The 23,446-nt window shown below is 69.3% G+C and carries 23 protein-coding genes; 14 read left to right on the top strand and 9 right to left on the bottom strand.

Features of this window, described 5'->3' with window-relative positions:
* Complete coding sequence (gene fdhD / locus OG371_RS02095) at positions 1 to 825, bottom strand: formate dehydrogenase accessory sulfurtransferase FdhD (RefSeq protein WP_329064953.1); 825 nt, start codon at positions 823 to 825, stop codon at positions 1 to 3.
* A gap of 111 nt (positions 826 to 936) precedes the next feature.
* Between fdhD and OG371_RS02090 the strand changes: the two genes are divergently transcribed.
* The 4 genes from OG371_RS02090 (at position 937) to OG371_RS02075 (ending at position 4,306) form a co-directional block, all read left to right on the top strand.
* Positions 937 to 2,292 (top strand): L-lactate MFS transporter, encoded by a 1,356-nt coding sequence (locus OG371_RS02090; RefSeq protein ID WP_329064951.1) that lies wholly within the window; start codon positions 937 to 939, stop codon positions 2,290 to 2,292.
* The gene (locus OG371_RS02085) at positions 2,289 to 2,435 is read left to right on the top strand and encodes an MFS transporter small subunit (protein ID WP_329073470.1); all 147 of its coding nucleotides are present in this window, start codon (positions 2,289 to 2,291) and stop codon (positions 2,433 to 2,435) included. Before OG371_RS02090 ends, OG371_RS02085 begins: the two co-directional genes overlap by 4 nt.
* An 84-nt stretch (positions 2,436 to 2,519) precedes the next feature.
* Positions 2,520 to 3,050 (top strand): ArsR/SmtB family transcription factor, encoded by a 531-nt coding sequence (locus OG371_RS02080; RefSeq protein ID WP_329064949.1) that lies wholly within the window; start codon positions 2,520 to 2,522, stop codon positions 3,048 to 3,050.
* Positions 3,050 to 4,306, top strand: coding sequence for an MFS transporter (locus tag OG371_RS02075; RefSeq protein WP_329064947.1), 1,257 nt, complete (start codon positions 3,050 to 3,052; stop codon positions 4,304 to 4,306). Before OG371_RS02080 ends, OG371_RS02075 begins: the two co-directional genes overlap by 1 nt.
* Positions 4,307 to 4,312: 6 nt before the next feature.
* Here the strand turns inward: OG371_RS02075 and OG371_RS02070 are convergent, their stop codons facing one another.
* Positions 4,313 to 4,996 carry a GntR family transcriptional regulator gene (locus OG371_RS02070; RefSeq protein ID WP_329064945.1) on the bottom strand — a complete coding sequence of 228 codons (684 nt, stop codon included), beginning with the start codon at positions 4,994 to 4,996 and terminating at the stop codon, positions 4,313 to 4,315.
* 73 nt (positions 4,997 to 5,069) lie between these two features.
* Here OG371_RS02070 and OG371_RS02065 point away from each other — a divergent pair, with 73 nt between their 5' ends.
* The 3 genes from OG371_RS02065 to OG371_RS02055 are packed head-to-tail and all read left to right on the top strand — an operon-like array spanning position 5,070 to position 7,767.
* Positions 5,070 to 5,492 carry a VOC family protein gene (locus tag OG371_RS02065; RefSeq protein WP_329064943.1) on the top strand — a complete coding sequence of 141 codons (423 nt, stop codon included), beginning with the start codon at positions 5,070 to 5,072 and terminating at the stop codon, positions 5,490 to 5,492.
* Positions 5,489 to 6,235 (top strand): SDR family NAD(P)-dependent oxidoreductase, encoded by a 747-nt coding sequence (locus OG371_RS02060; RefSeq protein ID WP_329064941.1) that lies wholly within the window; start codon positions 5,489 to 5,491, stop codon positions 6,233 to 6,235. The genes OG371_RS02065 and OG371_RS02060 overlap by 4 nt, the downstream gene beginning before the upstream one ends.
* A gap of 56 nt (positions 6,236 to 6,291) precedes the next feature.
* Positions 6,292 to 7,767, top strand: a complete 1,476-nt coding sequence (locus OG371_RS02055; protein ID WP_329064939.1) for an LCP family protein — start codon at positions 6,292 to 6,294, stop codon at positions 7,765 to 7,767.
* A 70-nt stretch (positions 7,768 to 7,837) separates the two neighbouring features.
* Here the strand turns inward: OG371_RS02055 and OG371_RS02050 are convergent, their stop codons facing one another.
* The 4 genes from OG371_RS02050 to OG371_RS02035 all read right to left on the bottom strand — a co-directional run bounded on the left by OG371_RS02050 (position 7,838) and on the right by OG371_RS02035 (position 12,584).
* Entirely contained in the window at positions 7,838 to 10,150 is a 2,313-nt protein-coding gene (locus OG371_RS02050; protein WP_329064937.1) for an FdhF/YdeP family oxidoreductase, read from the bottom strand.
* A gap of 81 nt (positions 10,151 to 10,231) precedes the next feature.
* Positions 10,232 to 11,575, bottom strand: a complete 1,344-nt coding sequence (locus tag OG371_RS02045; protein ID WP_329072881.1) for an MFS transporter — start codon at positions 11,573 to 11,575, stop codon at positions 10,232 to 10,234.
* A gap of 100 nt (positions 11,576 to 11,675) precedes the next feature.
* Positions 11,676 to 12,113, bottom strand: coding sequence for a MarR family winged helix-turn-helix transcriptional regulator (locus tag OG371_RS02040; RefSeq protein WP_329064934.1), 438 nt, complete (start codon positions 12,111 to 12,113; stop codon positions 11,676 to 11,678).
* 132 nt (positions 12,114 to 12,245) lie between these two features.
* On the bottom strand, positions 12,246 to 12,584 hold the full coding sequence (locus OG371_RS02035; RefSeq protein ID WP_329064932.1) for a hypothetical protein: 339 nt from the start codon (positions 12,582 to 12,584) through the stop codon (positions 12,246 to 12,248).
* Positions 12,585 to 12,643: 59 nt separating this feature from the next.
* Here OG371_RS02035 and OG371_RS02030 point away from each other — a divergent pair, with 59 nt between their 5' ends.
* On the top strand, positions 12,644 to 15,274 hold the full coding sequence (locus OG371_RS02030) for a valine--tRNA ligase (RefSeq protein WP_329064930.1): 2,631 nt from the start codon (positions 12,644 to 12,646) through the stop codon (positions 15,272 to 15,274).
* A gap of 180 nt (positions 15,275 to 15,454) precedes the next feature.
* Here the strand turns inward: OG371_RS02030 and OG371_RS02025 are convergent, their stop codons facing one another.
* Positions 15,455 to 16,342, bottom strand: a complete 888-nt coding sequence (locus OG371_RS02025) for an SGNH/GDSL hydrolase family protein (protein WP_329064928.1) — start codon at positions 16,340 to 16,342, stop codon at positions 15,455 to 15,457.
* Between the two features lie 128 nt (positions 16,343 to 16,470).
* On the bottom strand, positions 16,471 to 17,061 hold the full coding sequence (locus OG371_RS02020; RefSeq protein WP_329072879.1) for a class I SAM-dependent methyltransferase: 591 nt from the start codon (positions 17,059 to 17,061) through the stop codon (positions 16,471 to 16,473).
* Positions 17,062 to 17,098: 37 nt separating this feature from the next.
* Here OG371_RS02020 and OG371_RS02015 point away from each other — a divergent pair, with 37 nt between their 5' ends.
* A complete protein-coding gene (locus OG371_RS02015; RefSeq protein WP_329064927.1) occupies positions 17,099 to 18,703 on the top strand; it encodes a recombinase family protein in 1,605 nt (534 codons plus the stop codon).
* Here the strand turns inward: OG371_RS02015 and OG371_RS47320 are convergent.
* Positions 18,612 to 19,136 (bottom strand): helix-turn-helix domain-containing protein, encoded by a 525-nt coding sequence (locus OG371_RS47320; RefSeq protein WP_442876071.1) that lies wholly within the window; start codon positions 19,134 to 19,136, stop codon positions 18,612 to 18,614. The two genes, OG371_RS02015 and OG371_RS47320, sit on opposite strands and share 92 nt — an antisense overlap.
* Positions 19,137 to 19,310: 174 nt before the next feature.
* Between OG371_RS47320 and OG371_RS02010 the strand changes: the two genes are divergently transcribed.
* From OG371_RS02010 to OG371_RS01990, 5 genes are all read left to right on the top strand, one after another.
* Positions 19,311 to 19,520, top strand: coding sequence for a helix-turn-helix domain-containing protein (locus OG371_RS02010; RefSeq protein ID WP_329064924.1), 210 nt, complete (start codon positions 19,311 to 19,313; stop codon positions 19,518 to 19,520).
* A gap of 160 nt (positions 19,521 to 19,680) precedes the next feature.
* A complete protein-coding gene (locus OG371_RS02005; RefSeq protein WP_329064922.1) occupies positions 19,681 to 20,289 on the top strand; it encodes a hypothetical protein in 609 nt (202 codons plus the stop codon).
* Entirely contained in the window at positions 20,286 to 20,876 is a 591-nt protein-coding gene (locus tag OG371_RS02000; RefSeq protein WP_329064920.1) for a hypothetical protein, read from the top strand. The genes OG371_RS02005 and OG371_RS02000 overlap by 4 nt, the downstream gene beginning before the upstream one ends.
* Before the next feature lie 191 nt (positions 20,877 to 21,067).
* Positions 21,068 to 21,595, top strand: a complete 528-nt coding sequence (locus tag OG371_RS01995; protein WP_329064918.1) for a hypothetical protein — start codon at positions 21,068 to 21,070, stop codon at positions 21,593 to 21,595.
* Between the two features lie 242 nt (positions 21,596 to 21,837).
* On the top strand, positions 21,838 to 22,704 hold the full coding sequence (locus OG371_RS01990; RefSeq protein WP_329064916.1) for a hypothetical protein: 867 nt from the start codon (positions 21,838 to 21,840) through the stop codon (positions 22,702 to 22,704).
* Positions 22,705 to 23,446 lie beyond the last annotated feature (742 nt).

Here is a 23,446-nt window from a genome sequence, read left to right as displayed (position 1 = left end):
CTAGGTCAGCACCCGGTGGTCGCCGGTGTAGAGGTTCAGGCTGTCGCCGCGCAGGAAGCCGATCAGCGTCATGCCGTTCTCCTCCGCCAGCTCCACGGCCAGCGAGGACGGCGCGGACACCGCGGCCAGCAATCCGATGCCGGCCATCGCGGCCTTCTGCACCAGCTCGAAGGAGGTGCGGCCGGAGACCAGCAATCCGTGGCCGGGCGCGGGAATCCGGCCGGACTGCAGCGCCCAGCCGAGCACCTTGTCCACGGCGTTGTGCCGGCCGACGTCCTCGCGGACCACCAGCAGCTCGCCGTCCGGGTCGAACAGCGCGGCGGCGTGCAGCCCGCCGGTCGAGGCGAACACCTTCTGCTGCTCCCGCAACCGGTCCGGCAGCTTCACCAGCACGTCGGTCTTCACCGCGAAAGTGGACTCGGCGGGGGAGAACCGGCTGCGCAGCTTCACGGCGTCCAGCGCGGCCTTGCCGCAGACGCCGCACGAGGAGGTGGTGTAGAAGTTCCGCTCCACGCCTGTCTCGGGTGGAGCCACTCCAGGTGCGAGTGTCACATCCAGGACGTTGTAAGTATTTCTTCCCTGATCGTCCACGCCGTCGCAGTAGCGGGCGGTCGAGACGTCCTCGCGGGAGCCGAGCACGCCTTCCGAGAGCAGGAAGCCGTGGGCCAGTTCGACGTCGTGCCCCGGCGTGCGCATGGTCACTGCCAGCGCTTTCCCGCCGACCCGAAGCTCCAGCGGCTCTTCGGCGGCCAGTGAATCCGGCCGCCGGCGCTCACCGTCGGCGGTGATCTTGCGCACCGGACGGCGCACGGTGACCCGACCCATTTGTCCACCTCTCCTCGGAACTCGGCCCGAACGTACGACATTCAGACGGTGCAACGCCGGGAATTTGGTAATACATTCCCTGAACCACCCACAGTTCGGAGGAGTCTGACGATGGCCATCGGCTTCCTGGCCCGCTCTCGTATCGTCGCACCGCCCGGCTGGACGCGCTGGCTGGTCCCGCCGGCGGCGCTTTCGATCCACCTGTCGATCGGCCAAGCCTACGCGTGGAGCGTTTTCAAGACCCCGCTCGAGAAGACCATGCACCTCTCGGGCACCCAGTCCGGCCTGCCGTTCCAGCTCGGCATCGTGATGCTCGGGCTCTCGGCGGCATTCGGCGGCACCCTGGTCGAGAAGAACGGCCCGCGCTGGGCGATGTTCGTCGCGACCGTGTGCTTCGGCGCCGGCTTCCTGGTCTCCGCGCTCGGCGTGGCGACCGGGCAGTTCTGGCTGGTGGTCGTCGGCTACGGCGGCATCGGCGGGATCGGGCTCGGCATCGGCTACATCTCCCCGGTGTCGACGCTGATCAAGTGGTTCCCCGACCGGCCGGGCATGGCCACCGGCATCGCGATCATGGGCTTCGGCGGTGGCGCGCTGATCGCCTCGCCGTGGTCCTCGGCGATGCTCGGCACCGCGCCCACCACCGGCGACATCGCGACCGCGTTCCTGATCCACGGCATCGTCTACGCGGTGTTCATGACCATGGGCGTGCTGATCGTGCGCGTGCCGGCCGAGGTCTGGAAGCCGCGGGGCTTCGAGCCGAAGGCCGTGCAGGCCAAGGCGATGATCTCCGCCGGCAACGTCTCGGCGGCCAACGCGCTCAAGACGCCGCAGTTCTGGTGCCTGTGGATCGTGTTGTGCCTCAACGTGACCGCTGGCATCGGCATCCTGGAGAAGGCCGCGCCGATGATCGGGGACTTCTTCAAGAACACCTCGACCCCGGTCGGCACCGCGGCGGCCGCCGGGTTCGTCGCGATGCTGTCACTGACGAACATGCTGGGCCGGTTCGTCTGGTCGTCCACTTCGGACCTGGTGGGGCGTAAGAACATCTACCGCTTCTACCTCGGCGTCGGCGCCCTGCTGTATCTGGTCATCGCGCTGACCACGAACTCGTCGAAGGTCCTGTTCGTGCTCTGCGCCATGCTGATCCTCTCCTTCTACGGCGGTGGTTTCGCGACGCTCCCGGCGTACCTGAAGGACCTGTTCGGCAACTACCAGGTGGGCGCGATCCACGGCCGGCTGCTCACCGCGTGGTCGGTGGCCGGCGTGCTCGGCCCGCTGATCGTCGACGGCATCGCGGACAGCGAGAAGTCGGCCGGCAAGTCCGGGCCGGACCTGTACGCGACGTCGTTCTACATCATGATCGCGCTGCTCGTGGTGGGCTTCATCGCGAACGAGTTCGTGCGGCCGGTCAAGGAGAAGTTCCACGAGCCCGTGGGCGTCGACCAGGTGGGGAGTGAGGCTTGGTGAGCGCACCTTCGGAAGAGCCCGTGGTGGCGCGTTCGGGCGCGCGCACGGCCCTGCTGGTCATCGCGTGGCTGTGGGTGCTGGTCCCGTTCGTCTACGGCGTGTACGAGTTGATCTTGAAGGTCGTCACCCTCTTCGGCGGCTGAGCCGGACGCGCGAAAAGCCCCCGGATCCGTTCCGGGGGCTTTTTCACTTGACGAATGGTCAAGACTCGTTGACCATTGATTCCCATGACTGGGGACGACTACACACCGCCGGACGAGACCGTCCACGTCCGGACCACGGAACAGCTGCGGGCGGTCAGCAATCTGGTGCGCCACCGCGTGCTCGCGGTGCTGCGCGACGGGCCGGCGACGATCACGCAGATCGCCGAGCGGCTCGAGCTGGCGAAGGGCAGCTCGAGCTACCACGTGCGCGTGCTGGAGCGCGCCGGGCTGATCCACGTCGTGCGCACGCGGAAGGTGCGCGGGGTGGTAGAGCGGTACTACGCGCACGTCGCGCGCCGGATCGAGCTGCCGGAACCCGCGCCGGGGCAGGGCGACGTGCTGATGCGGCACGCGCTCGCCGACCTGGAGACCGCGCCGGAGGGCTCGCCGCGCTGGGTGCGGATGCAGCACAGCCGGATCGGCGAGGCGCAGTTCGCGGAGTTCGAACGACGCCTCGGCGAGCTGCTCGACGAGCTGCGGGACGCGCGTGACCCGGACGAGCCGGCGGCCACCGCCGCGATCGCGTTCTTCCGCCCCGGCCCTGGAGCGGCCTGATGACCGAGCCCAAGATGCCGCGCGCCTTCGGGCGCCTGTGGTCGGCCGCAACGGTTTCCTCGCTGGGCGACGGCGCGTACATGGCCGCGCTGCCGCTGTTCGCCGTCGCGCTGAGCAGCGACCCCGTGGTGGTCAGCCTGGTGACGGTGGCGGCGCTGCTGCCGTACCCCGTGCTGGGGCTGGTCGGCGGCGCGCTGGTGGACCGCTGGGACCGGCGGCGCACGATGTGGCTCGCGGACGCCGCGCGGGCGGTGCTGCTGCTGGTCACGGTGCTGGCCGGGGCGACGGGGCTGATCGGCATCCCCGCGTTGCTGGTGCTGGCTTTCCTGCTCGGGGTCGGGGAGCTGTTCTTCGACACGGCCGCGCAGGCGTACCTGCCGGACCTGCTCGCGCGCGACCGGACGTTGCTGCGTAAGGCGAACAGCCGCCTGCGCGGCGCGTCGACCGCGGCCGGGCAGTTCCTCGGGCCGCCCGCGGGCAGCTTCCTGTTCTCGGTCGGGCGCACGCTGCCGTTTGTGGTGGACGCGGTTTCGTTCGTGGGCAGCGCTTTGCTGATCCGGTCGCTGCCGAAGGTGCCGCCGCCCCCGCGGGAGCCGGGCCGGAGCTTGTGGGCCGACGCGCGCGAGGGTGCGTCGTACGTGCTGCGAGACCGGGTCCTGCTGGGGCTCGCGCTACGGCCTGCCGTCGGCAACTTTGCTTACGCGGGCGCGGAAGCCGTGCTAGCGCTGTATGCGCGCGATGTGCTCGGCCTGCATTCGGTGGGCTACGGCCTGCTGCTCGCGGCCGAGGCGCTCGGCGGCTTGATCGGCGCGTTCCTGGCCGGGCCGTTGGAGAAGAGCTTGGGCACCGGGACCGCGCTCACGGTGACGGTGGTGGCCGAGGTGGCTGCGATGCTGGTGGTCGGCTTCGCGACCAACGGCATCTGGGCCGGCGCCGCCTTTGTCCTCTGCGGCTGCGCGATGGCGGCGACGATGGTGCTCGGCTGGTCCGTGCGCCAGGCCATCGTCCCGGCCCGCCTGATGGGCCGAGTCGGCGCGGCGTCCCGCCTGGTGGCCATCTCGGCCGGCCCGATCGGCGCGGTGATGGGCGGCTGGCTGGCGTCGGTGGCCGGGCTGCGTGCGCCGTACCTGGCCGCTGCCGGGGTGCTGGCGGTGATGACGGTGGTGGTGGCCGGGATGACCAGCAACAGGCGGATCGAGGCGGCACTGGCCGCGGCGGCGGCGCGACCGGTTGAGACGTCCTCTGTGGACAGTTGAGGCGGGTCAAGTCTGTCGGGGTTTCGCCAGATCGGTGAGCAGGCTGCGCCGAGCGGAGTCCACGTGTTCCTCGGCGACCCGGGCCAGCGCGTCCGGGTCGCCGTCGCGCAGCAGGTTCGCCAGTTCGCGGTGTTCACTCACTACGCGCGAGCGGTAGTGGTCATGACTCAGCGACACCCGCTGGAGCTGGAACAAGTACACCTGCGACCGCACCGCCTGCCACGCGTCGGTGAGGCGGCGGTTGCCCGCGGCCGCGTAAACGTGGTCGTGGAAGGCGATGTCGAGGGCCAGCAGGCGTGGGCCGTCGGCGTGGGCGACCTCCGCCGCCATCGTGTCCACCAGCTCGTCGAGCCGGGCCAGGTCGCCGGGTGTCGCGCCCGCGCGGGCGGTGGTGGCGGCGAGGCGGTCGAGCGCGGCGCGGACGGAGTAGACCTCCTCGACGTCGCCAGGCGTCACCTCGACGACGGTGGTGGGACGGTGCCAGCCGCTGTGGACCAGGCCCTCGCGTTCGAGCTGGGCCAGGCCCTCGCGCACCGAGCCGCGGCTGATTTCCAGCGACGCGGCCAGCTCGACCTCCCGCAGCGGCGCGCCCGGCGCGAAATGCCCGGCGAAGATCGCGTCGCGCACGCGGTCCGCGGCCTCCTCGGCGAGGCCGCGGCGGGCGGCTTTCCCCAGCGATGTGACGTCCATGCGGCTAATGTTGACATTTGGACATCGTCAGATCAAGGTGGACCCGTCCCCGTTCGCTGCCCCAAGGAGCACCATGGCCGCCCGTCCCGCCTTCCACCTCGCCATCCCGGTCGACGACCTCGGCCGCGCCCGCGCGTTCTACGGCGGGGTGCTCGGCCTCGCCGAGGGCCGCTCGGCCGACGCCTGGGTCGACTGGGACTTCCACGGGCACCAGGTGGTCACGCACGTCGTCCCGGGCGCCCGCGCCGAGGCCGGCCGCAATCCGGTCGACGGCCACGACGTGCCCGTGCCGCACTTCGGCCTGGTCCTCGACGTCGAGGGGTTCCACGTGCTGGCGGGCCGGCTGCGCGAGGCGGGCACAGAGTTCGTGATCGAGCCGTACCAGCGCTTCGCCGGGGAGCCGGGGGAGCAGTGGACGATGTTCCTGCACGATCCCGCGGGCAACGCCTTGGAGTTCAAGGCGTTCCGCGACGAGTCGCAGCTGTTCGCCCGATGAGCGGCGTGCTGGTCACCGGCGCGTCCCGCGGCATCGGCCGCGCGATCGCCACCGCCTTCGCGGCCAAGGGTGACCGAGTGGCAGTCCACTATGGATCAAACGCCGCGGCCGCCGAGGAGACGCTCGAGTCATTGCCCGGGACCGGGCACGTCCTGGTCTCCGGCGACCTGGCCGAACCCGAAGTGGTGCAACGGATCGCGGACGCCGCCGAAGAGGGTCTCGGCGGCGTCGACGTGCTGGTGAACAACGCCGCCGTCGGCACCACGCAGGCGACCGCTACGCCCGTGCCGGAAGTGTCCTATCAGGACTGGCAACGGGTGTGGCGGGACACGCTGGAGGTCAACCTGTTCGGCGCGGCCAACCTCTCCTACTGCGTCGCGCGGCACCTGATCGCCCGCGGCGCGCCGGGGCGGATCGTGAACGTCGGCTCGCGCGGGGCCTTCCGCGGCGAGCCGGACTACCCGGCGTACGGGGCGGGCAAGGCGGCGCTGCACTCGCTGGGCCAGTCGCTCGCGGTGGCGCTGGCGTCGCACGGGATCGCGGTGACGTCGGTGGCGCCCGGGTTCACCGCCACCGAGCGCGTCGCCGACCGGATCACCGACGACGTGCTCGGGCAGAGCCCCTTCGGCCGCGTCGCGGAGCCGGCCGAGATCGCCGACGCCGTCGTCTACCTGGCTTCGCCCGGGGCGACCTGGGCCTCGGGCGCGGTGCTCGACCTGAACGGCGCGTCCTACCTGCGCTGAGATGTGAACTGGGTCACGGATGCAGCAGGCGGGGGTCCCGGCACGTCGAGGGGGGTGTGCGGATAGCAGGAAAGATCGTCGTTTCAGGGCTGGCGCTGATCACCTTCGCGGGCACGGCCTACGGCTACTCGACGCTGAGCTCCCTCGACGGGGTCACGCGCAGCGACGTGCTCGGCGTCGGCGCGCCGACGACGCCCGGTGAGCAGCCGGCCGACGGCTCGCTCGACATCCTGCTGGTGGGCCGGGACTCGCGCGACGACATGCAGGGCAACCCGCTGCCCAAGAACGTGCTGGAGGAGCTGCGCGCCGGGCCCAACGGTGACGACCTCACCGACACCCTGATCGTGCTGCGCATCCCGAACGGGCAGGAGAGCATCAAGGCGTTCTCCATCCCGCGCGACTCCTACGTCCAGATGGCGGGCGGGCCGGACAAGATCAACTCCGCCTTCGGCAAGGCCAAGGCGGCCGAGGCTTCGCGGCTGCGCGCGGCGGGCGAGACGGACAAGGACAAGATCAGGGAGGGGTCCCTGACCGCCGGGCGCCGCGCGACCCGGCAGGCGGTGGAGGACCTCACCGGCGTGACCATCGATCACTTCGCCGAGGTGAACCTGCTGAGCTTCTACGACATCAGCAACGCCGTCGGCGGCGTGCAGGTGTGCCTCAAGGAGGCGACGAAGGACGAGGACTCCGGCGCGAACTTCCCGAAGGGACCCCAGAAGGTCTCCGGCGCCGACGCGCTCGCGTTCGTCCGCCAGCGCAAGAACCTCCCGCGCAGCGACCTCGACCGCGTGGTGCGCCAGCAGGTCTTCCTCGCGTCGCTGGCGCACGAGGTGCTCTCCGCGGGCACGCTGGCCGACCCGGGCAAACTGGGCGCCCTGATCGACGCGGTGAAGAAGTCCGTGGTCATCGACAGTTCGTGGAACCTGTTGGACTTCGTCGGCCAGCTGCACGGGATCACCGGCGGCGGCATCCAGTTCTCCACCATCCCGGTGGTCAACCCCGACTACCGCTACAACAAGCAGCATCCGACGTGGACGGCCGTGCAGGTGGATCCCGCGCAGGTCAAGGCGTTCGCGGCCGGGCTGATCGGCGCCCCGCCCGTGGCCGCGCCGCCCGGGGGGACGGCGGGACAGGGCCCGACCGTGGACGTGTCGAACGCGGGGGACGCGAGCGGCCTGGCCGCCCGCGTGGCGACTGCGTTGAAGGACAAGGGTTTCACGCCGGGACAGACCGGCAACGCTCCGGCCCGCCGCACTTCGGTGGTGCGGTACGGCGCGGACCTCGCCACGCAGGGCGCGCAGGTGGCGAAGCTGCTGGGCGGCCTCCCCACGGCCGAGTCCGCGGACGTGCCGGCCGGGCACATCCAGGTCATCCTCGGCCAGGTCTACGCCGGCCCGGGCTCCTCTGCCGGGGGCGGTGACGGCCAGCGCGCCGTGGGCAGTGGTGGTGGCACAGGAGTGGCCGTGGGCGGCGGCGCGGCCGGGGCCGGCGATGCGCCGATCTCCTCGGCGGGGGAGAACTGCGTCGACTGAGCAAGGACTCGTGAGTGTTCATGACGGTTAGAACCGTTCTGAACACTCACGAGTCCACCGGACCGGCCGCTCAGTCGTGGTGGTGCGGTTCGAGCCGCACCACGATCGCCTTCGACACCGGGGTGTTCGACTTCTCGGCGACGGAATCCAGTGGCACCAACGCGTTCGCCTCCGGGAAGTACGCCGCCGCGCAGCCGCGGGCCGTCGGGTACGAGACGGCGCGGAACTGCGGGGACCGGCGATCGCCGTCCCGCCATTCGGAGACCAGGTCGACGATCTCGCCGTCGGCGATGCCCAGCTCGGCCAGGTCGTCCGGGTTGACGAACACCACGCGGCGGCCGTCCTCGATACCGCGGTAACGGTCGGAGAGGCCGTAGATCGTGGTGTTGTACTGGTCGTGGCTGCGCAGCGTCTGCAGCAGCAGCCGGCCTTCGGGCACGTGCGGGTACTCCAGCTCGGACACGGTGAACGTGCCCTTGCCGGTGGCCGTGCCGGTGAACTCGCGCGAGTCGCGCGGCGCGTGCGGCAGCACGAAGCCGTCCGGCTCGCGCACGCGCCGGTTGTAGTCCTGGCAGCCCTTCACCACCGCGGCGATGCGGTCGCGGATCAGGTCGTAGTCCGCCTCGAAGCTGCGCCACGGCACGGCGTGGCCCGCGCCCAGCAGCCGCTCGCCCAGCCGGCAGATGATCGCCACCTCGGAGATCAGGTGCTCGCTCGCCGGCGCCAGCCGCCCGCGCGAGGCGTGCACCTGCGACATGGAGTCCTCGACGGTGACGAACTGCGGGCCCGAGGCCTGCACGTCACGCTCGGTGCGGCCGAGCGTCGGCAGGATCAGCGCGGTGCGGCCGTGCACCACGTGCGAGCGGTTGAGCTTGGTCGAGACGTGCACGGTCAGCGAGCACGAGCGCAGGGCCTGCTCGGTCCGCTCGGAGTCCGGCGTGGCCGCGGCGAAATTGCCGCCCATCGCGAAGAAGACCTTGCCGCGGCCGTCGAGCATCGCGCGGATCGAGTCGACGGTGTCCCAGCCGTGCTCGCGCGGCACCTTGATGCCGAACTCCGCATCGAGCGCGGCCATGAACGGCTCCGGCATCTTCTCCCAGACGCCCATGGTGCGGTCGCCTTGCACGTTCGAGTGGCCGCGCACCGGGCACAGGCCCGCGCCCGGCTTGCCGATCATGCCGCGCATCAGCGCGAGGTTCGCCACCTCGGAGATCGTCGGCACGGCGTGCTTGTGCTGCGTCAGCCCCATCGCCCAGCAGTAGATGGTGCGCTCGGAGGTCGCGATCATCCGGGCGATGTGCTCGATCTGCTCGCGCGGCAGGCCGGTGGCGCGCTCGGTCTCGGGCCAGTCCAGCTCACGGAGGTTCTTGGCGTAGTCCTCGAAGCCGTGGGTGTGGCCGTCGACGAACTCGCGGTCGACGACCGTGCCCGGCGCCTCCTCTTCCCAGGCCAGCAGCAGGTGGCCGACGGCCTGGAACAGCGCGAGGTCGCCGCCGAGGCGGATCTGCGCGAACTCGTCGGCCAGCGGCGTGCCCTCGCCGACCACCCCGCGCACGTTCTGCGGGTTCTTGAACCGCATCAGCCCGGCCTCGGGCAGCGGGTTGACGGCGATCACCTTGGCGCCGTTGCCCTTCGCCTGCTCCAGCGCCGAGAGCATGCGCGGGTGGTTGGTGCCCGGGTTCTGCCCGACGACCACGATCAGGTCGGCGTGGTGGATGTCGGCCAGCGACACCGAGCCCTTGCCGATGCCGGTGCTCGTGGTCAGCGCCGCGCCGGAGGACTCGTGGCACATGTTCGAGCAGTCCGGCAGGTTGTTGGTGCCGAACGAGCGGACCAGCAGCTGGTACAGGAACGCGGCCTCGTTGCTGGTGCGCCCGGAGGTGTAGAAGATCGCCTCGTCCGGGCCGGCCAGCGCGGTCATCTCGTCGGCGACCAGGCCGAACGCGTCGTCCCAGGAGATCGGCTCGTAGTGGGTGGCGCCCTCGCGCAGCACGAACGGCTCGGTGACGCGGCCCTGCTGGCCCAGCCAGTAGTCGGTCTTGCCGGCCAGGTCGGCGACCGCGTGCGCGGCGAAGAACTCGCGTCCGACCTGCCGTTTGGTGGCCTCCTCGGCGACCGCCTTCGCGCCGTTCTCGCAGAACTCCGCCAGCTTGCGCTTCTCGCCGTCGACCTGCCGGGGCTCGGGCCAGGCGCAGCCGGGGCAGTCGAAGCCGGCGCGCTGGTTCAGCAGCCGCAGCGTGCGGGCCGTGCGCACCACACCCATCTGCTCGACGCCGCGGGCGAGGGAGACCGCGACGCCCGGTATGCCGGCGGCCCAGCCCTTCGGCTTGCCCACCTCGAGGCGGGTCTCGTCCACGTCATTCGTCGGCGCTTCACGGGTCATGCCCTTCATCGTGCGCCTTGATGATCCGTTTCCCAAGCCGGGGTTCGCTGTTATCTGCTTATCCGATCAAAAGCAGCCGGATCAGGAACGCTCGGCACGGCGGCCGCGCTCGGCCCGTTCAGCGCTCCGCAGCCCGCGGTCGAACACGGTCACCACCAGCAGCAGGGCGCTGACCACGATCAGCACCAGGCCCAGCCGGTGCAGCCCGCCGGAGTCGGCGTGCCCGCCGTAGCACTGGGCGATCACGGTGGCGGCCACGATGGCGCCGAGGTACTGGGCGGTGCGGAACAGCCCGCTGGCCGTGCCCATCGTCTCGGCCGGGGCCTCGCGGTACAGCGTGGTCTGGTTGGCGACGCTGGTCAGGCCCTGGGCCAGGCCGAACAGCGCGACCAGGCCCAGCAGCGCGCCGAGCCAGGTCCGGTCGGTGACGAACAGCAGCGCCACCGAGCCCGCGGCCAGCGCCACGGCGACCACCAGCAGCCGCGCGCGGACGCCGGTCGCGCGGCCGGACATCGCGGCGGCGCCGACGGCGACCGCGGACATCGGCAGGAGCAGCAGCCCGGACACGGACTCGCTGAAGCCGCGGCCCTCCTCCAGCCACTGGACGTAGCCGAACATGATCGCGTAGATCGCCATGAAGCTCAGGGACTGGCGCAGGTAGGTGCGCAGGATCGCGCGGTTCGCGCCGAGCATCCGCAGGTCGATGAACGGCCGCCGGACGCGCAGCTCGACCACCGCGAACGCGGCGCCGACGGCGGCGGCCACCGCGAGCAGCCACAGATCGCCGATACCCGGAGCCATCAGATAGAACAGCAGCACCAGGAGGGCTAGTGAGAACAGCGCGATGCCGAGCACGTCGATCCGCTCCGGCCGCTCGCCCGCCCGCCGCGCCGGGGCGTCCTTCGGCACCCAGAAGATGGCCAGCAGCAAGGAAATACCCGCGAGCGGGATGTTCACCGCGAAGATCGCCGGCCAGCCGAACAGCCCGATCAGCACCCCGCCCAGCGTCGGGCCGATCACCATGACCGTCTGCGAGGACAGCGACAGCACCGAGAGCACCCGCGCCGGCACGCCCTGGCCGGCGGCGTCGGCGTGCTTGCGCAGCACGGCCATCGCGGCCGGGAACCCGGCGCAGGTGCCGATGCCGAGCACCGCGCGGACGCCGGTCAGCCAGTCGACCGAGACCGGCACCAGCCCGGCGATTCCGGCGGCCATCACCACGGCCGCGCCGGACAGCAGCACCCGGCGGGCGCCGTACCGGTCGACCAGCAGCCCGACCACCGGCTGCCCGACCGCCGTGGCCAGGTAGAGCGCGGAGATCAGCCAGGCCGTGCGGCCCGGCCCGGCGCCGAAGCTCTGCCCGATCGGCACGAGCGCGACGGCGATGAGGGTGGAGTTGATCGGGTTCAGCACCGCGCTCGCCACGAGGGGGGTGACGAGCCGGACGCCGAAGCGGGCGGGTGCGGTGGTGGTGGCGGTGCTCGTCACGGCTCCTTCGATCGGGATTCGGTTTTACGGTGGGGTTTCAGTGCTGCGCGATCCGCTGCAGCAGCGGCAGCGCCTGGCGGACGGTCTTCAGCTCGTCGGCGTTCAGCTCGGCCACCAGCGCGTTCGCGATCCACTCGTTCCGGTGCTGGTGGATCCCGCGCACGGTCTTGGTGCCCAGCCCGGACAGGCTGACCACGCTGCGCCGCCCGTCCGCCGGGTCACGGGTGCGGCTGAGGTAGCCCAGCTCGTCGAGTACGGCCAGCGTCGCGGCCATCGACTGCTGCCGCACGTGCTCGGCCGCGGCGAGTTCGCCCTGCGTGGCGGGTCCTTCGCGGTCGAGCCGGTTCAGCACGGCCGACTGCGACGGCGTGAGGATTTCCGCGTTGTCGACTTGCCGCAGCCGGCGGTGCAGCTGGCCGACGACGCCGCGGATCCAGCCGGCGGACTCGGCGACGTGAGCGGGAACGGTGGCCATGTGCACAGTCTAGACTGTGTAGCTTGGCCTGTGCATCCCGGCTCGGGTGATGTGGCCGAAAACTCCCCCGGACGCCGCTAAGGCCTCCTTGCCGGCGCTGGACGCGGGTAAGGAGGCCTTAGCGGAGAAGCTTCAGTACAGGTGCGTGACCGGCGGCGTCTGCGCGCCGAGGCTCAAGATGTATTGCACCGACTGCTCGTTCACGCCGACGCCCTGGACCTGGTGCACGACGATCGCGGCGACCAGCAGCACGATCAGGCCCGTCACGGCGAGGATGCCCGGCCAGCGGCTCGGCGCCGCCTGAACGCCGTATCGCTGCGGCGTGCCGGTGCGGCGCTCACGCTTGCGGCGCTTCTTCAGCTCCTTCTTCGCGCCCAGCCAGGCGTCCACTTCGGCGTGTTTCTGCCAGTTCGGGTCGATGAGGTCCGGATGCGTCTCGATCCGGTCGTCCGGCTCTTCCGGGCGTGTCATCCGGCTACCCCTTTCCCCCTGCGTAACCCCGCGGAAGCGGGTTCGTAGACTTGTCCATTGTGACCGAGAACGCTCCGCAGCAGACCACCGACCTTCCGGGCGCCTGGGACCCGGCCGCCGAAGAAGCGCCCATGTACGACCGCTGGGTAGCGGCCGGGTACTTCACGGCCGATGCCACGTCGGACAAGCCGCCGTTCTCGATCGTACTGCCGCCGCCGAACGTGACCGGCAGCCTGCACATGGGCCACGCGCTCAACCACACCCTGATGGACGCCATGAGCCGCCGGCGCCGGATGCAGGGGTACGAGGTGCTGTGGCTGCCCGGCATGGACCACGCCGGCATCGCGACGCAGAACGTGGTCGAGCGGCAGCTCGCCGGCGAGGGCCTGTCCCGCCACGACCTGGGCCGGGAGAAGTTCGTCGAGCGCGTCTGGGAGTGGAAGGCCGAGTACGGCGGCAAGATCCTGGGCCAGATGAAGCGGCTCGGCGACGGCGTCGACTGGTCGCGCGAGCGCTTCACCATGGACGAGAACCTGTCGCAGGCCGTGCAGACGGTGTTCAAGAACTTCTTCGACGCCGGCCTCATCTACCGCGCCGAGCGCATCATCAACTGGTGCCCGCGGTGCCAGACCGCGCTGTCGGACATCGAGGTGGACCACAGCGACGACGACGGCGAGCTCGTCTCCATCCGCTACGGCGACGGGGCCGACGCGATCGTGGTCGCCACCACCCGCGCGGAGACCATGCTGGGCGACACCGCCGTGGCCGTGCACCCGGACGACGAGCGGTACGCGCACCTGGTCGGCACCGAGGTCGAGCTGCCGCTGACCGGCCGCAGGATCCCGATCGTCGCGGACAAGCACGTCGATCCCGAGTTCGGCACCGGCGCGGTGAAGGTGACCCCGGCGCACGACCCGAACGACTTCGAGATCGGCCGCCGCCACGACCTGCCGATGCTGACCGTGATGAACGAGCGCGCGCAGATCACCGTCGCGGGCCCGTTCGAGGGCATGGACCGGTTCGAGGCGCGGCCCGCGGTGGTCGCGGCGCTGCGCGAGGCGGGCCGGATCGTCGCCGAGAAGCGGCCGTACGTGCACGCGGTGGGCCACTGCTCGCGGTGCGACACGGTGGTCGAACCGCGGCTTTCGCTGCAGTGGTGGGTCAAGGTCGAGGAGCTGGCCCGGCTGGCGGGCGACGCGGTGCGCGACGGCCGCACCAAGATCCACCCGGCCGAGCTGGAGAAGCGCTACTTCGACTGGGTCGACAACATGCACGACTGGACGATCTCGCGCCAGCTGTGGTGGGGCCACCGGATCCCGGTCTGGTACGGCCCGGACGACCAGGTCGTGTGCGTGGGCCCGGACGAGCAGCCGCCCTCGGGCGAGGGCTGGACGCAGGACCCGGACGTGCTGGACACCTGGTTCTCCTCGGGCCTGTGGCCGATGTCGACCATGGGCTGGCCGGCCGATTCGGCTGACCTGCGGAAGTTCTATCCGACCAGCGTGCTGTCCACCGGTTACGACATCCTGTTCTTCTGGGTCGTGCGGATGATGATGTTCGGCGTGCAGCAGATGGACGGCGTCCAGCCGTTCGACCACGTCTACCTGCACGGCCTGATCCGCGACGCACAGGGCAAGAAGATGTCGAAGTCGCGCGGCAACGTGATCGACCCGCTCGAGTGGATGGACGCGTACGGCGCCGACGCCACCCGCTTCACCCTCGCCCGCGGCGCGAACCCGGGCGGCGACATGGCGCTGGCCGACGAATGGGCCGCCGGCTCCCGCAACTTCGGCACGAAGCTGTGGAACGCCAGCAAGTTCGCCATGATGAACGGCGCCTCGGTGTCGGCCGGCCTGCCCGCCGCGGCGGAGCTGACCGAGGCCGACCGCTGGATCCTCGGCCGCCTCGGCGCGCTGGTGTCCGAAGTGGACGGACTGTTCGAGGACTTCCAGTTCGCCAAGGTGGCGGCCGCGCTCTACCAGTTCACCTGGAACGAGCTGTGCGACTGGTACCTGGAACTGGCGAAGGTCCAGCTGTACCAAGGCGACGAGGCGCGGGTCGCGGCGACGCGGTCGGTGCTCGGGCACGTGCTGGACACGGTGCTGCGGCTGCTGCACCCGTTCATCCCGTTCATCACCGAGAAGCTGTGGATCGCGCTGACCGGCGGTGAGTCGCTGGTGATCGCGCCGTGGCCGACGCCGTTCGAGGGCTACGCGGACCCGGTGGCCGACGCCCGGATCGCCGACGTGCAGAAGCTCGTCACCGAGGTCCGCCGCTTCCGCGCCGACCAGGGCCTGAAGCCGGGCCAGAAGGTGGCCGCGCGGGTTGCGGGCGCGGGCTTCTCGGAGGTGTCCGGGCACGAGGACTCGATCCGCTCGCTGGTCCGGCTGACCCCGGCGGAGGAGGGCTTCTCCGCCAGCGCCTCACTGGAGGTCGCCCTGGCCACCGGCATCGTGACGGTCGAGCTGGACCTGTCCGGCACGGTCGATGTCGCCGCCGAGCGCAAGCGCCTGCAGAAGGACCTGGGCGTGGCCGAGAAGGAGCTTTCGCAGACCGAGGGCAAGCTCGGCAACGAGTCCTTCATCGCCAAGGCCCCGGCCCCGGTGATCGAAAAGATCAAGCTGCGCCGGGAAACTGCGGTGGCGGAGATCGACCGAATTACGGCTCGCCTGGCGGCTCTGCCTTCATAAGGTCTCAGCCACCGCTGTGTTGTCTGCCTCGGCTCCGCCGAGGCGGCGAGATCGCCCTTGAGCCGCCGTCTTCCCTCCCGATTCCGCCCGGCCCGAGGGGGCCGGGCGGAATCGCTCGGTCCAGACGGCGGCGGCGATCTCGCGCCGGGGTTCAGTAGACCTGGTAGGTGAGGCAGCGGGTCAGTGGCTGGAGTTCAGCTGTCCGGCGATCACTGTGGCCATGCCGGCCATCCCGCGGGCCAGCGGGTGGTACGCGGCGGCGGCCAGCAGCAGCGTGTCCTTGCCGTTGATCCAGGCGGCGCCACCGGCACACGCGTCGTGCCCGGCGGACGGGCCGAAGGTGTCCACATAGGACGCAGTGCCGTCGGCGGCCACGGCGTTCGCGATGGCCGAGTTCAGCGCCTGCTCGACGCTGGAGAGCCAGGCGTAGTCACCGTCGGCGAAGGGCAGGGTGTCCGGGCAGTAGCCGGAGGCCGGCGCGATCCGCGGGTAGCCGACCGCCAGGACCTTCGCGTGCGGTGAGCGTGCGTGGATCCCGGCCAGCACCGTCTGCACGCTCTGCTGGGTGGTCGCAAGCTTCGCCTTGATGGTGTCCACGCCGTTCGTGGTGAAGTGCTGCTGGCACGGGTTGCCGGTGGGGTCGCTCGCGCGCAGTCCGGGGCAGGTGTCGACCAGGGTGCCGAACACGCCGGAGTCGTTGCCGCCGATGCCGAGCGTGACCAGGTCGGTGTCGGCCCGCAGCGCGCTCAGCTGCGGCGGGTTCACGCCGAGCAGCACGCTCTGCGCCTGCGTCATGTCCGAGGTGTCGGCGCCGGAGCAGCTGATGTCGGTGTAGGTGTCCACGCGCAGCTTGCCCGCGAGGATCGCCGGGTAGTTGCCTGTCGACTTCACGCAGCCCAGCGGGTCGAGCCGCAGCAGCGGGATGAGGGGGCCCGCGGTGTACGAATCGCCGAGCGCGACGTAGTGGCGGTAGTGCGCCGGGAGGGGCGCGGCCGACGCGGCGGTGGCCGAGGCGGCGAGCAGGACCACTGCCGCGAGAGCGGCGAAAACGAGCCGGGTGAGACGCATCAGGACCTCGTTCTCCGGGCGGGATCACGGACACCGTTCACGCTTCCCCGGCCCGGCGCCGGTTGCCTGCCGCCGAAAGGGTGGTCGCGCGGCACTTCACCCGGCAATGGGGTGACAACGGCAGTGGATCACCCGTCTCCCAACGGTTTCCGGTACGTCAGCAGGTAGCGCCAGAACAGCAGCGGCCGCACCGTGCTGCCGGGCAGCAGCCGCTGCGATTCGGCCCGGACCTCGGCGAACCGCGGGAACTCCATGTGCACCGGAGCGGGCGGCAGGACGTCGACGCCGCCGTTGAGCCGGTCGGCGGCGTAGGAGAACAGCCGGGCGGCGGCGTTGACCGGCACCGCCGCGAGCCCCCGCGCGTGGTCGGTGAACGTGCTCGGCCGCGCCAGCCCCAGCACCGCCAGCACCCCGCCGGGCTCGAGTGCCTCGCGCAGGCGGGTCACCGTCTCGAACGGCACGTGGTGCAGCGAGGCCAGGCACGAGATGAACGAGTAGTGCTCGGACGGCAGCGGCTGGGTGGTGATGTCCGCGCGGCGGAAGTCGATCTCGCCGGGACCGGGGGAGCCGGTGGCCTCGGCCAGCCGGATCATCGGCGCGGACCGGTCGATCGCGTCCACGTTCAGCCCGGCCGCGGCGAGGCGGCGGGCGAACCGGCCACTGCCGCAGCCGACGTCGAGCGCCCGCCCCGGTCCCGGCGGCAGCTGGGCCAGCAGCAGCGGGTGGTATCAGCCTTCCTAGTGGTACTATACACCTATGCGGCTGACCAGCAAGAACCTTCTTCACTCGACAGACCTGGCCGACCTCGACACGGTCAGGTGTCGGGAGTACCTGCGGGTTTCCTCGGATAAGTCAGGCCGGGAACGTTCACCTGAGGAGCAGCATGGCGACCACGTTCGTACGGTTGGGCGCAAGGCCAACTGGGTCATGGTCGACGGAGAGCCGTACTCCGACATCGCCGGCGCGAGTCGCCACTCGAAGAAGCATCGCAACGGGTTCCAGCGGCTACTCGCAGACATCGAGGGTGGCCACTTCGGCGGCGAGGTTCTACTCCTCTGGGAAAACAGTCGCGGTTCGCGTCGTGAGGGCGAGTGGATGCACTTGATCCAGTCGTGTCAGGAAGCTGACATCAAGATTTGGGTCGAGAGCGAGGGGCGCTTGTATGACTGCTCCGTCGACCGCGACCGCTGGGATCTGCTTGAGGACGCGATCGACTCTGCCAAAGAGGCGAGCAAGATCAGCAAGCGCGCCATCCGGGCAGCTGCGGCAAACGCTGCGGCTGGCCGTCCTCACGGCCCGACGCCTTTCGGGTACCGCCGTGAGTACGACCCGGCCACTGGGAACTTCGTCGGCCAGTTCATGCACCCCGAGAACGCCGAACTGATCGTCGAACTGTTCAACCGCCTCCGCAAGGGGCACTCCCTGCGGTCGATCGCCTCGGACTGGAAGACGCGGGGGATCTTGAACGGTCGAGGTGCCCCGTTCTCCGCCCAGCACCTCAGATCGCTGGCCCTGAACCCGGCTTACATGGGGGTCCGGGTTCATGACCGGGATCGCCACCCGACTTCGAAGAAGCGCAGCGCTGGCGCGACTGAAGTCGCCGCAGAGTGGCCGAAGATCATCGACAAGGAGCTGTACCTTACGGTCCAGGACGCGCTGAACGCCCCAGACCGTGTGACTACGCGGGGAGGACGTGCCCGCCATACGTTCTCGATGATCATCCGGTGCGGTGTCTGTGGCGGACCGGTGAAGGTCGTCGACGCAGGCCGCAGGTACTCGTGCCACCAGAGTGGGTGCGTGCGGATGCTGCGGCCCGACGTTGACGAGTTCGTCAAGGACGTGATCCTCCGGTTCCTTGCGTCGCCGGACGTATTCGAGGCGCTTCGCGCACCGGCCGCTGATAGCGGGGCGGAGTTGGCTGCGGTCCGCGAGCAACTGGCGGAAGCACGTCATCTGCTGGCGGAACTGGCAGACGCGGTCGCTGACAAGTCCATCTCCGTGGTCCTGGCTGGCCGGTCAGAGTCAAAGATCCAAGGCCGTGTCGATGCGCTTGAGCGGCGGGAGCGGGAGTTGACGGCGCCGACTGCGCTGGCTGGGTTGATCGACCCGGGCCCGGATGTCGCTGTGCGGTGGAAAGAGGCCACCTTGGAGACGCAGCGTGCTGTGGCGCGGCTGTTGCTGGTGCCCGAGATCGTGGGGCAGGCGCGGATCAACCCGTCTCCTCGTCCTGGGCGCCAGTTGAGGGACCCTGTGCAGGTTGAGGAGCGCGTCAGTTTTCGCCGCCTGGTTGATGGTCGCTTGGTTGATGTGAGCGCGCTGACGATAGCCGCTGACGATCATGAAGAGCGAGCATCCCAGTAACCGCGGCCTGGACTCGCCAGAGGCTGTCCAGGTCTAGCTTCGCGAGTTGGCCGATCAGTGCTGCCACCTGATCGTTGGTTTCGCTGGCGCCTGAGAGTTCACGGCGGAGCTGGGCAAGGCCTCCGTCGCTCTCGATTGCTTGCGCGAGCGCACCCTTGGGCAGGCCGAGGTGTGTCTCTGCTGCGCCCATGGTCGTCGCGTACGCACGCCGGCCCTTTTCGAGGCCTCGCCAGGTGACCGGGCTCATACCGACGGCCTGTGCGACTGCTTCCACGGACAGGCCACGCTGCTTCCGTGCGTGGCGGACGAGGGCACCGACCTCCACGCGTCGCTCCTCAGTAGTCACGATGCTCAATCTTGCGGCAACTGATAGGTGGGCGCAAGAGTTGTCGACTGTGGGTGCAATGTATCGACAGAGTTGACTGCCCGCCATCTGTGGTTGAGGCTGCTCCGTGGGAGTGGGTCGCCATCAGCTACGCGTTACTACTCGTTACTACGCACCAGGCCAAATGGGGTGCGACACGCCGAGACTGCTCCTTGCGTGAACCGCACTCGACGCTTACTGTAGCTAAGACGGGATCGACAGAGTTGTTGGAAGGAGGAGATCGTGGAGAACTTGACCATCGAGAGTGAGTCCCCAGTCCGGGCATATCGAGTCGCGGCGGTGTCGCGGGCCCTGGGCAACCTGGGGGAGGCCAACGTCCGCAAGTTGATCGCCAGCGGCGACCTCGCAGCGGTCCGTGCTGGCCGCCACTGGCTCGTATCCGAGGACGAACTTCGGCGCTTCATCAACGTCGGATCGGGCAGCGGCCAGTGACAAGCCGACAGCGGGAGGCGCTGATACAGCGGGTCGTGGCACTCGCGGGGGAGATGTCTCCCGAGACGCGGTCGAACCTGCGGAGTCTCCTGCCGCCTGTCGTGCGGGAGTCCCGCGAGGTAGACGGCGACATCTGCGCCGAAGACTGGGCTGATGCCGCGTGAAGATCCAAAACAGAAAGAACCGCCCGGAGCCGGGAAGCACGCGGGCGGTTCGTGAACAACATTCCGGAGGAACGATGTCCATCTCTAATGTTACCGCACCTGCCACCGAACTGCCGAGGGCCGCGCAACAGCTCCTCTTGCAGCAGGCGCCCGCCGCGCCCCGCTACGGCAGCTGGACCTCTGGCCTGATGCGCGCCACGAACCGGTTGGCTGGGCGCCAGTTGACGATCCGCCTGATGCCCGGTATGGACGAGACATTGCGTCTTCTGGGAGACGACATGGCGCTGCTGCGCGGAGGCGTACTGACCTTCGGGTTCGATGCCATCGGCGACGACCTCGGGCGCGTGATCCGTGTCCTTGAGGTCTGGCACGGCCGCCTGGACGATCCGCCCGCTGTGATCAAGTTCCCCGACACCCGTGGCGGCGAGTTGCGCCGTGCCCGCCTGCGTCGCATCGCGATCGAAGCCCGGACCAAGGGTGCCCCGGCACGCGACCTGGAGCCGCTGATGGCCGCCGGGCTGCTGGACGAGGATGTGGTCGACGCCGCCCCCCTCGCAGCGCCGACCGCCGCAGACCCGACCACCACCTCCGGAGGCGACCAGTGAGCGGCTGCTACACCGATAATCTTGACCCGAGCCACTCGGACGAGTGTCGCGCCTACGCGGCATGGCTCGACGAGGAAGATCGATCAGCCGCCGAGCGATTCGACTACTTCCTTGATCGCGCCTGCCGCCTGGGTCGCAACTACGCGCCCGACCTGGCGCATCAGTTCTACTGGGCGGACCTGCTCGACACACCCGAGGTCTGCGCCTTGGTGGCTGACCACGCCTGGAGCGCACCGGACTTCCCCGAAAACCACGACACGCCCTGGTGTGAACTGTTCAGCTCGGCCGGGTTCGCCCGCGATGGTGTGATCACCGACCCGCCGGCGGAGCCGATGACGTTGTTCCGAGGCTGCACGTCGGAGGGCCGGTTCGGGATGGCCTGGACCGGCACCCGGTCGGTGGCGGAGAAGTTCGCCTCCGGCGAGTTACTGGGCCGCCCGGACAAGGGCCTGGTCTACACGGCAGTGGTTGAGCCGTGGCGGATTCTCGCCCACCTCAACGGCCGCAATGAGGACGAGTTCGTCATCGATACCGACGGTCTCGAACCGACCGCGGTGGCCCCCCTCGCGACATCCGACGCCGCCTGATCAAACAGGAAACACAAATCGCTAGCCGCCGGGGTCGCACCCGGCGGCCAGCGGCATATCTGGAGTAGGAGAGAACCCCACAGTGCAAACCCTTTTGGAACAACTCGCCTCCATCGAGGCGAAGCTGGACACCCTGATCAAGGTTGTCGAGGACGCTAACGCGGCGCTCGACGCGTCGGAAGAGGCCCGCCGTGGTTGAAGGGAACGTCTCGCCGATCTTCACGGTCCGGCGTGCTCGGCAGATCGCATCCGAACAGCTGACGCAGGTCCGCGGAGGCGAGATCGCGCTGAACGAGGCGCAGGCCGCGATCCTCGACGCGTTCGACCGCCTGGAGTTCGCACAGGCGCAGGCGGCACGGATCCGGGACGCCGAGGTCACGGCTGCCGGGGAAGGTCGCGTCGCGTCCAACCCACGGGCCACGTCGGCTCGTGCTGCCGCTGCGATCGCGCCGAAGATCGGAACGCAGCGCGCCAACGTGCTGACGGTAATTGCCGAGTCTACCAACGGGCTAACTGATGTCGAGGTTGGCCGCCGCTGTCGGATCGGCCCGAACTCGGCACGGCCCCGCCGGCTGGAGTTGGTCGAGTCGGGTCACGTCGTGGACTCGATGCGAACGCGTCGCCATCGCGGCCGTGACCACACCGTGTGGAGTGCGACGGCCGAAGGGCACGCCTGGGTGGCCCGCAACGGGTCGTCCACCGACGACCAGGCCGCTTGATCAACAACTGAAGAAGCCCCGGATGCGGTGCCAGCCGTGTCCGGGGCTCTTTTCCCAAAAGGTAGGGATGCTTTTCCATGCGCAGCAAGCCTAACACAAGAAACTCCACCGCTACGGCATCGGAACGCAGTGACCTTCGCGTTGGACGTTCCGCCCCTTCCTATGCGCAGACACCGCACTGGGTACTCCTCGCACCCGTCTCGTGCACGGCGAAAGCCTTGTACGGCGTACTCCAGGCGCACGTGAACCAGAAGCGCGGCGACAACCTCGTATGGCCGGGAATGAGTGCCCTGGCCGAGATCTTGGGGTATTCGAGCCGGCAGAAGCTGACCCGATATGTGAAAGAGCTTCGGCAGGTCGGGGCTATCGACTGGGTCGACGAACGGGACGGAAGCCGAGTGTACTTAGTGCACAAAACTCCGCCGGAAGGGCACCACGGCTTCGTGTCGCTGACCGATTTCCACAAAGATCGGCGTGAGCGCATGAAGGCGGAGCAGGCTGCCCGACTTGCCCAGGCTCGGGATGGGGCACAGCGGTTGAAGGATCCGGAGGCCCGTCGTCGCACACCTTTGCACGCGGAAGAGTGCAAGAACTCGGGGGGTGGAACCCTTACGGGTTCGGGGGGTGGAACCCAACAGGGTTCGAGGGGTGGAACCCGTAAGGGTGCACGAACTAACCTAACTGAACTTTCCGACGCGAACGATCTGAACGACTCCGTCGAGGGCAATTCCATTGAGGGCGCTCTCGCGGAGGTCGACCCTTCGGGCTCGACCGCGAAATCCAAGCCGAAGCAGCGGGGGCAGGTGAAAGCGTCGTCGCTCGTCGGCAAGTCCCAGGCCCACGTTGTGCAGCGTCTGACGGCAATCTGGTCCGCTGCTGTGACTGAAGCCGGCGGTGAGCTTCCGCTCCAGGAGTTTGGTGGGTTCGATGGATTCGGTGAACCGAACCGGCGTGGAGACCGTCATCCGGTCGGTGGCCAGATCAAGGACATCATCGAGCAGTACCCGCTGTCGGTGACACAGTTGGAGGAACTGCTCGGCAGCATCCGCAGGCACGCCATCGCCTGGGCTGCTAGCCATCCGGCGGTATCGACGGCCTCAGCTGCCTAAAAATGTGGGTACTTCGGAGAGTAACGGCAGGGTCGCGAGCAGAGATCCGCCGTTCCTGCCCTATGGGTAGCGTCAGGCGGAGCCACGGTAGCGTCGGGTGCCTGTGGTGGGGGGAAGCCCATCCGCCCAACGCCGCAAATCATCAATGTGGATCTTGATGTGGCCCTCGCCGCGTTGAAGGTTCTTGATCCCCTCGCGGCCCTTGCTGCGCTTGAAGCTGCGGCAGTGGCGACGGATCGTCTCCGTAGAGCACTTCATCAACGCTGCGCTCTCCCCAGCCGTCAGGTACGGGCCGGCGGTAGTAGCGGACACGACCCGAAGGCCGTGTGGCTCAGTGTGGTCCGGTGTCGTGTTCATGTGATCGAACATAGACCGGCCTGGCCGTCCCTGCTTGGATCCCGCCGCCGGCAGCTGTCGAACCATCTCGGGTCGGTCAGTGCCGCGATCCGGGGTATCCCTCGGGAGCGCATTCCTAACCCCTCGGGAGGGGTTCCGTTGGTCATACCTCTTGAATCGAGACAAATCGAATTGAGATGTCTATTTTCGAGAGGTCTCCAGGTCGGGGGCATGTGTCCCATGGGGACATGTCCGGGACTCCCCGGGGATTCCCGGTCGACGCGGTGGTGGCTCACTGAGGGCTCGCTGATGACTCGGCCAATGCCATTTGAATTCCATCCGCTATGGCATTCGAATCTGGCGGCTGAGCCATTGCGAACCAAGCGCAGTCGACGACACGCCAGCA

This window comes from Amycolatopsis sp. NBC_01480, from assembly GCF_036227205.1.
In the GTDB taxonomy this organism is placed as follows: Bacteria; Actinomycetota; Actinomycetes; order Mycobacteriales; family Pseudonocardiaceae; genus Amycolatopsis.
The sequence above is the reverse complement of the archived record's forward strand: the minus strand, read 5'-3'. Positions and strand labels throughout refer to the sequence as shown.

Bases quoted from the DNA above. Each gene is read 5' to 3' on its own strand.
- fdhD (WP_329064953.1), bottom strand. From the start codon at position 825: ATGGGTCGGGTCACCGTGCGCCGTCCGGTGCGCAAGATCACCGCCGAC.
- OG371_RS02090 (WP_329064951.1), top strand. From the start codon at position 937: ATGGCCATCGGCTTCCTGGCCCGCTCTCGTATCGTCGCACCGCCCGGC.
- OG371_RS02080 (WP_329064949.1), top strand. From the start codon at position 2,520: ATGACTGGGGACGACTACACACCGCCGGACGAGACCGTCCACGTCCGG.
- OG371_RS02075 (WP_329064947.1), top strand. From the start codon at position 3,050: ATGACCGAGCCCAAGATGCCGCGCGCCTTCGGGCGCCTGTGGTCGGCC.
- OG371_RS02070 (WP_329064945.1), bottom strand. From the start codon at position 4,996: ATGGACGTCACATCGCTGGGGAAAGCCGCCCGCCGCGGCCTCGCCGAG.
- OG371_RS02065 (WP_329064943.1), top strand. From the start codon at position 5,070: ATGGCCGCCCGTCCCGCCTTCCACCTCGCCATCCCGGTCGACGACCTC.
- OG371_RS02060 (WP_329064941.1), top strand. From the start codon at position 5,489: ATGAGCGGCGTGCTGGTCACCGGCGCGTCCCGCGGCATCGGCCGCGCG.
- OG371_RS02050 (WP_329064937.1), bottom strand. From the start codon at position 10,150: ATGACCCGTGAAGCGCCGACGAATGACGTGGACGAGACCCGCCTCGAG.
- OG371_RS02040 (WP_329064934.1), bottom strand. From the start codon at position 12,113: ATGGCCACCGTTCCCGCTCACGTCGCCGAGTCCGCCGGCTGGATCCGC.
- OG371_RS02035 (WP_329064932.1), bottom strand. From the start codon at position 12,584: ATGACACGCCCGGAAGAGCCGGACGACCGGATCGAGACGCATCCGGAC.
- OG371_RS02025 (WP_329064928.1), bottom strand. From the start codon at position 16,342: ATGCGTCTCACCCGGCTCGTTTTCGCCGCTCTCGCGGCAGTGGTCCTG.
- OG371_RS02015 (WP_329064927.1), top strand. From the start codon at position 17,099: ATGCGGCTGACCAGCAAGAACCTTCTTCACTCGACAGACCTGGCCGAC.
- OG371_RS47320 (WP_442876071.1), bottom strand. From the start codon at position 19,136: ATGGCGGGCAGTCAACTCTGTCGATACATTGCACCCACAGTCGACAAC.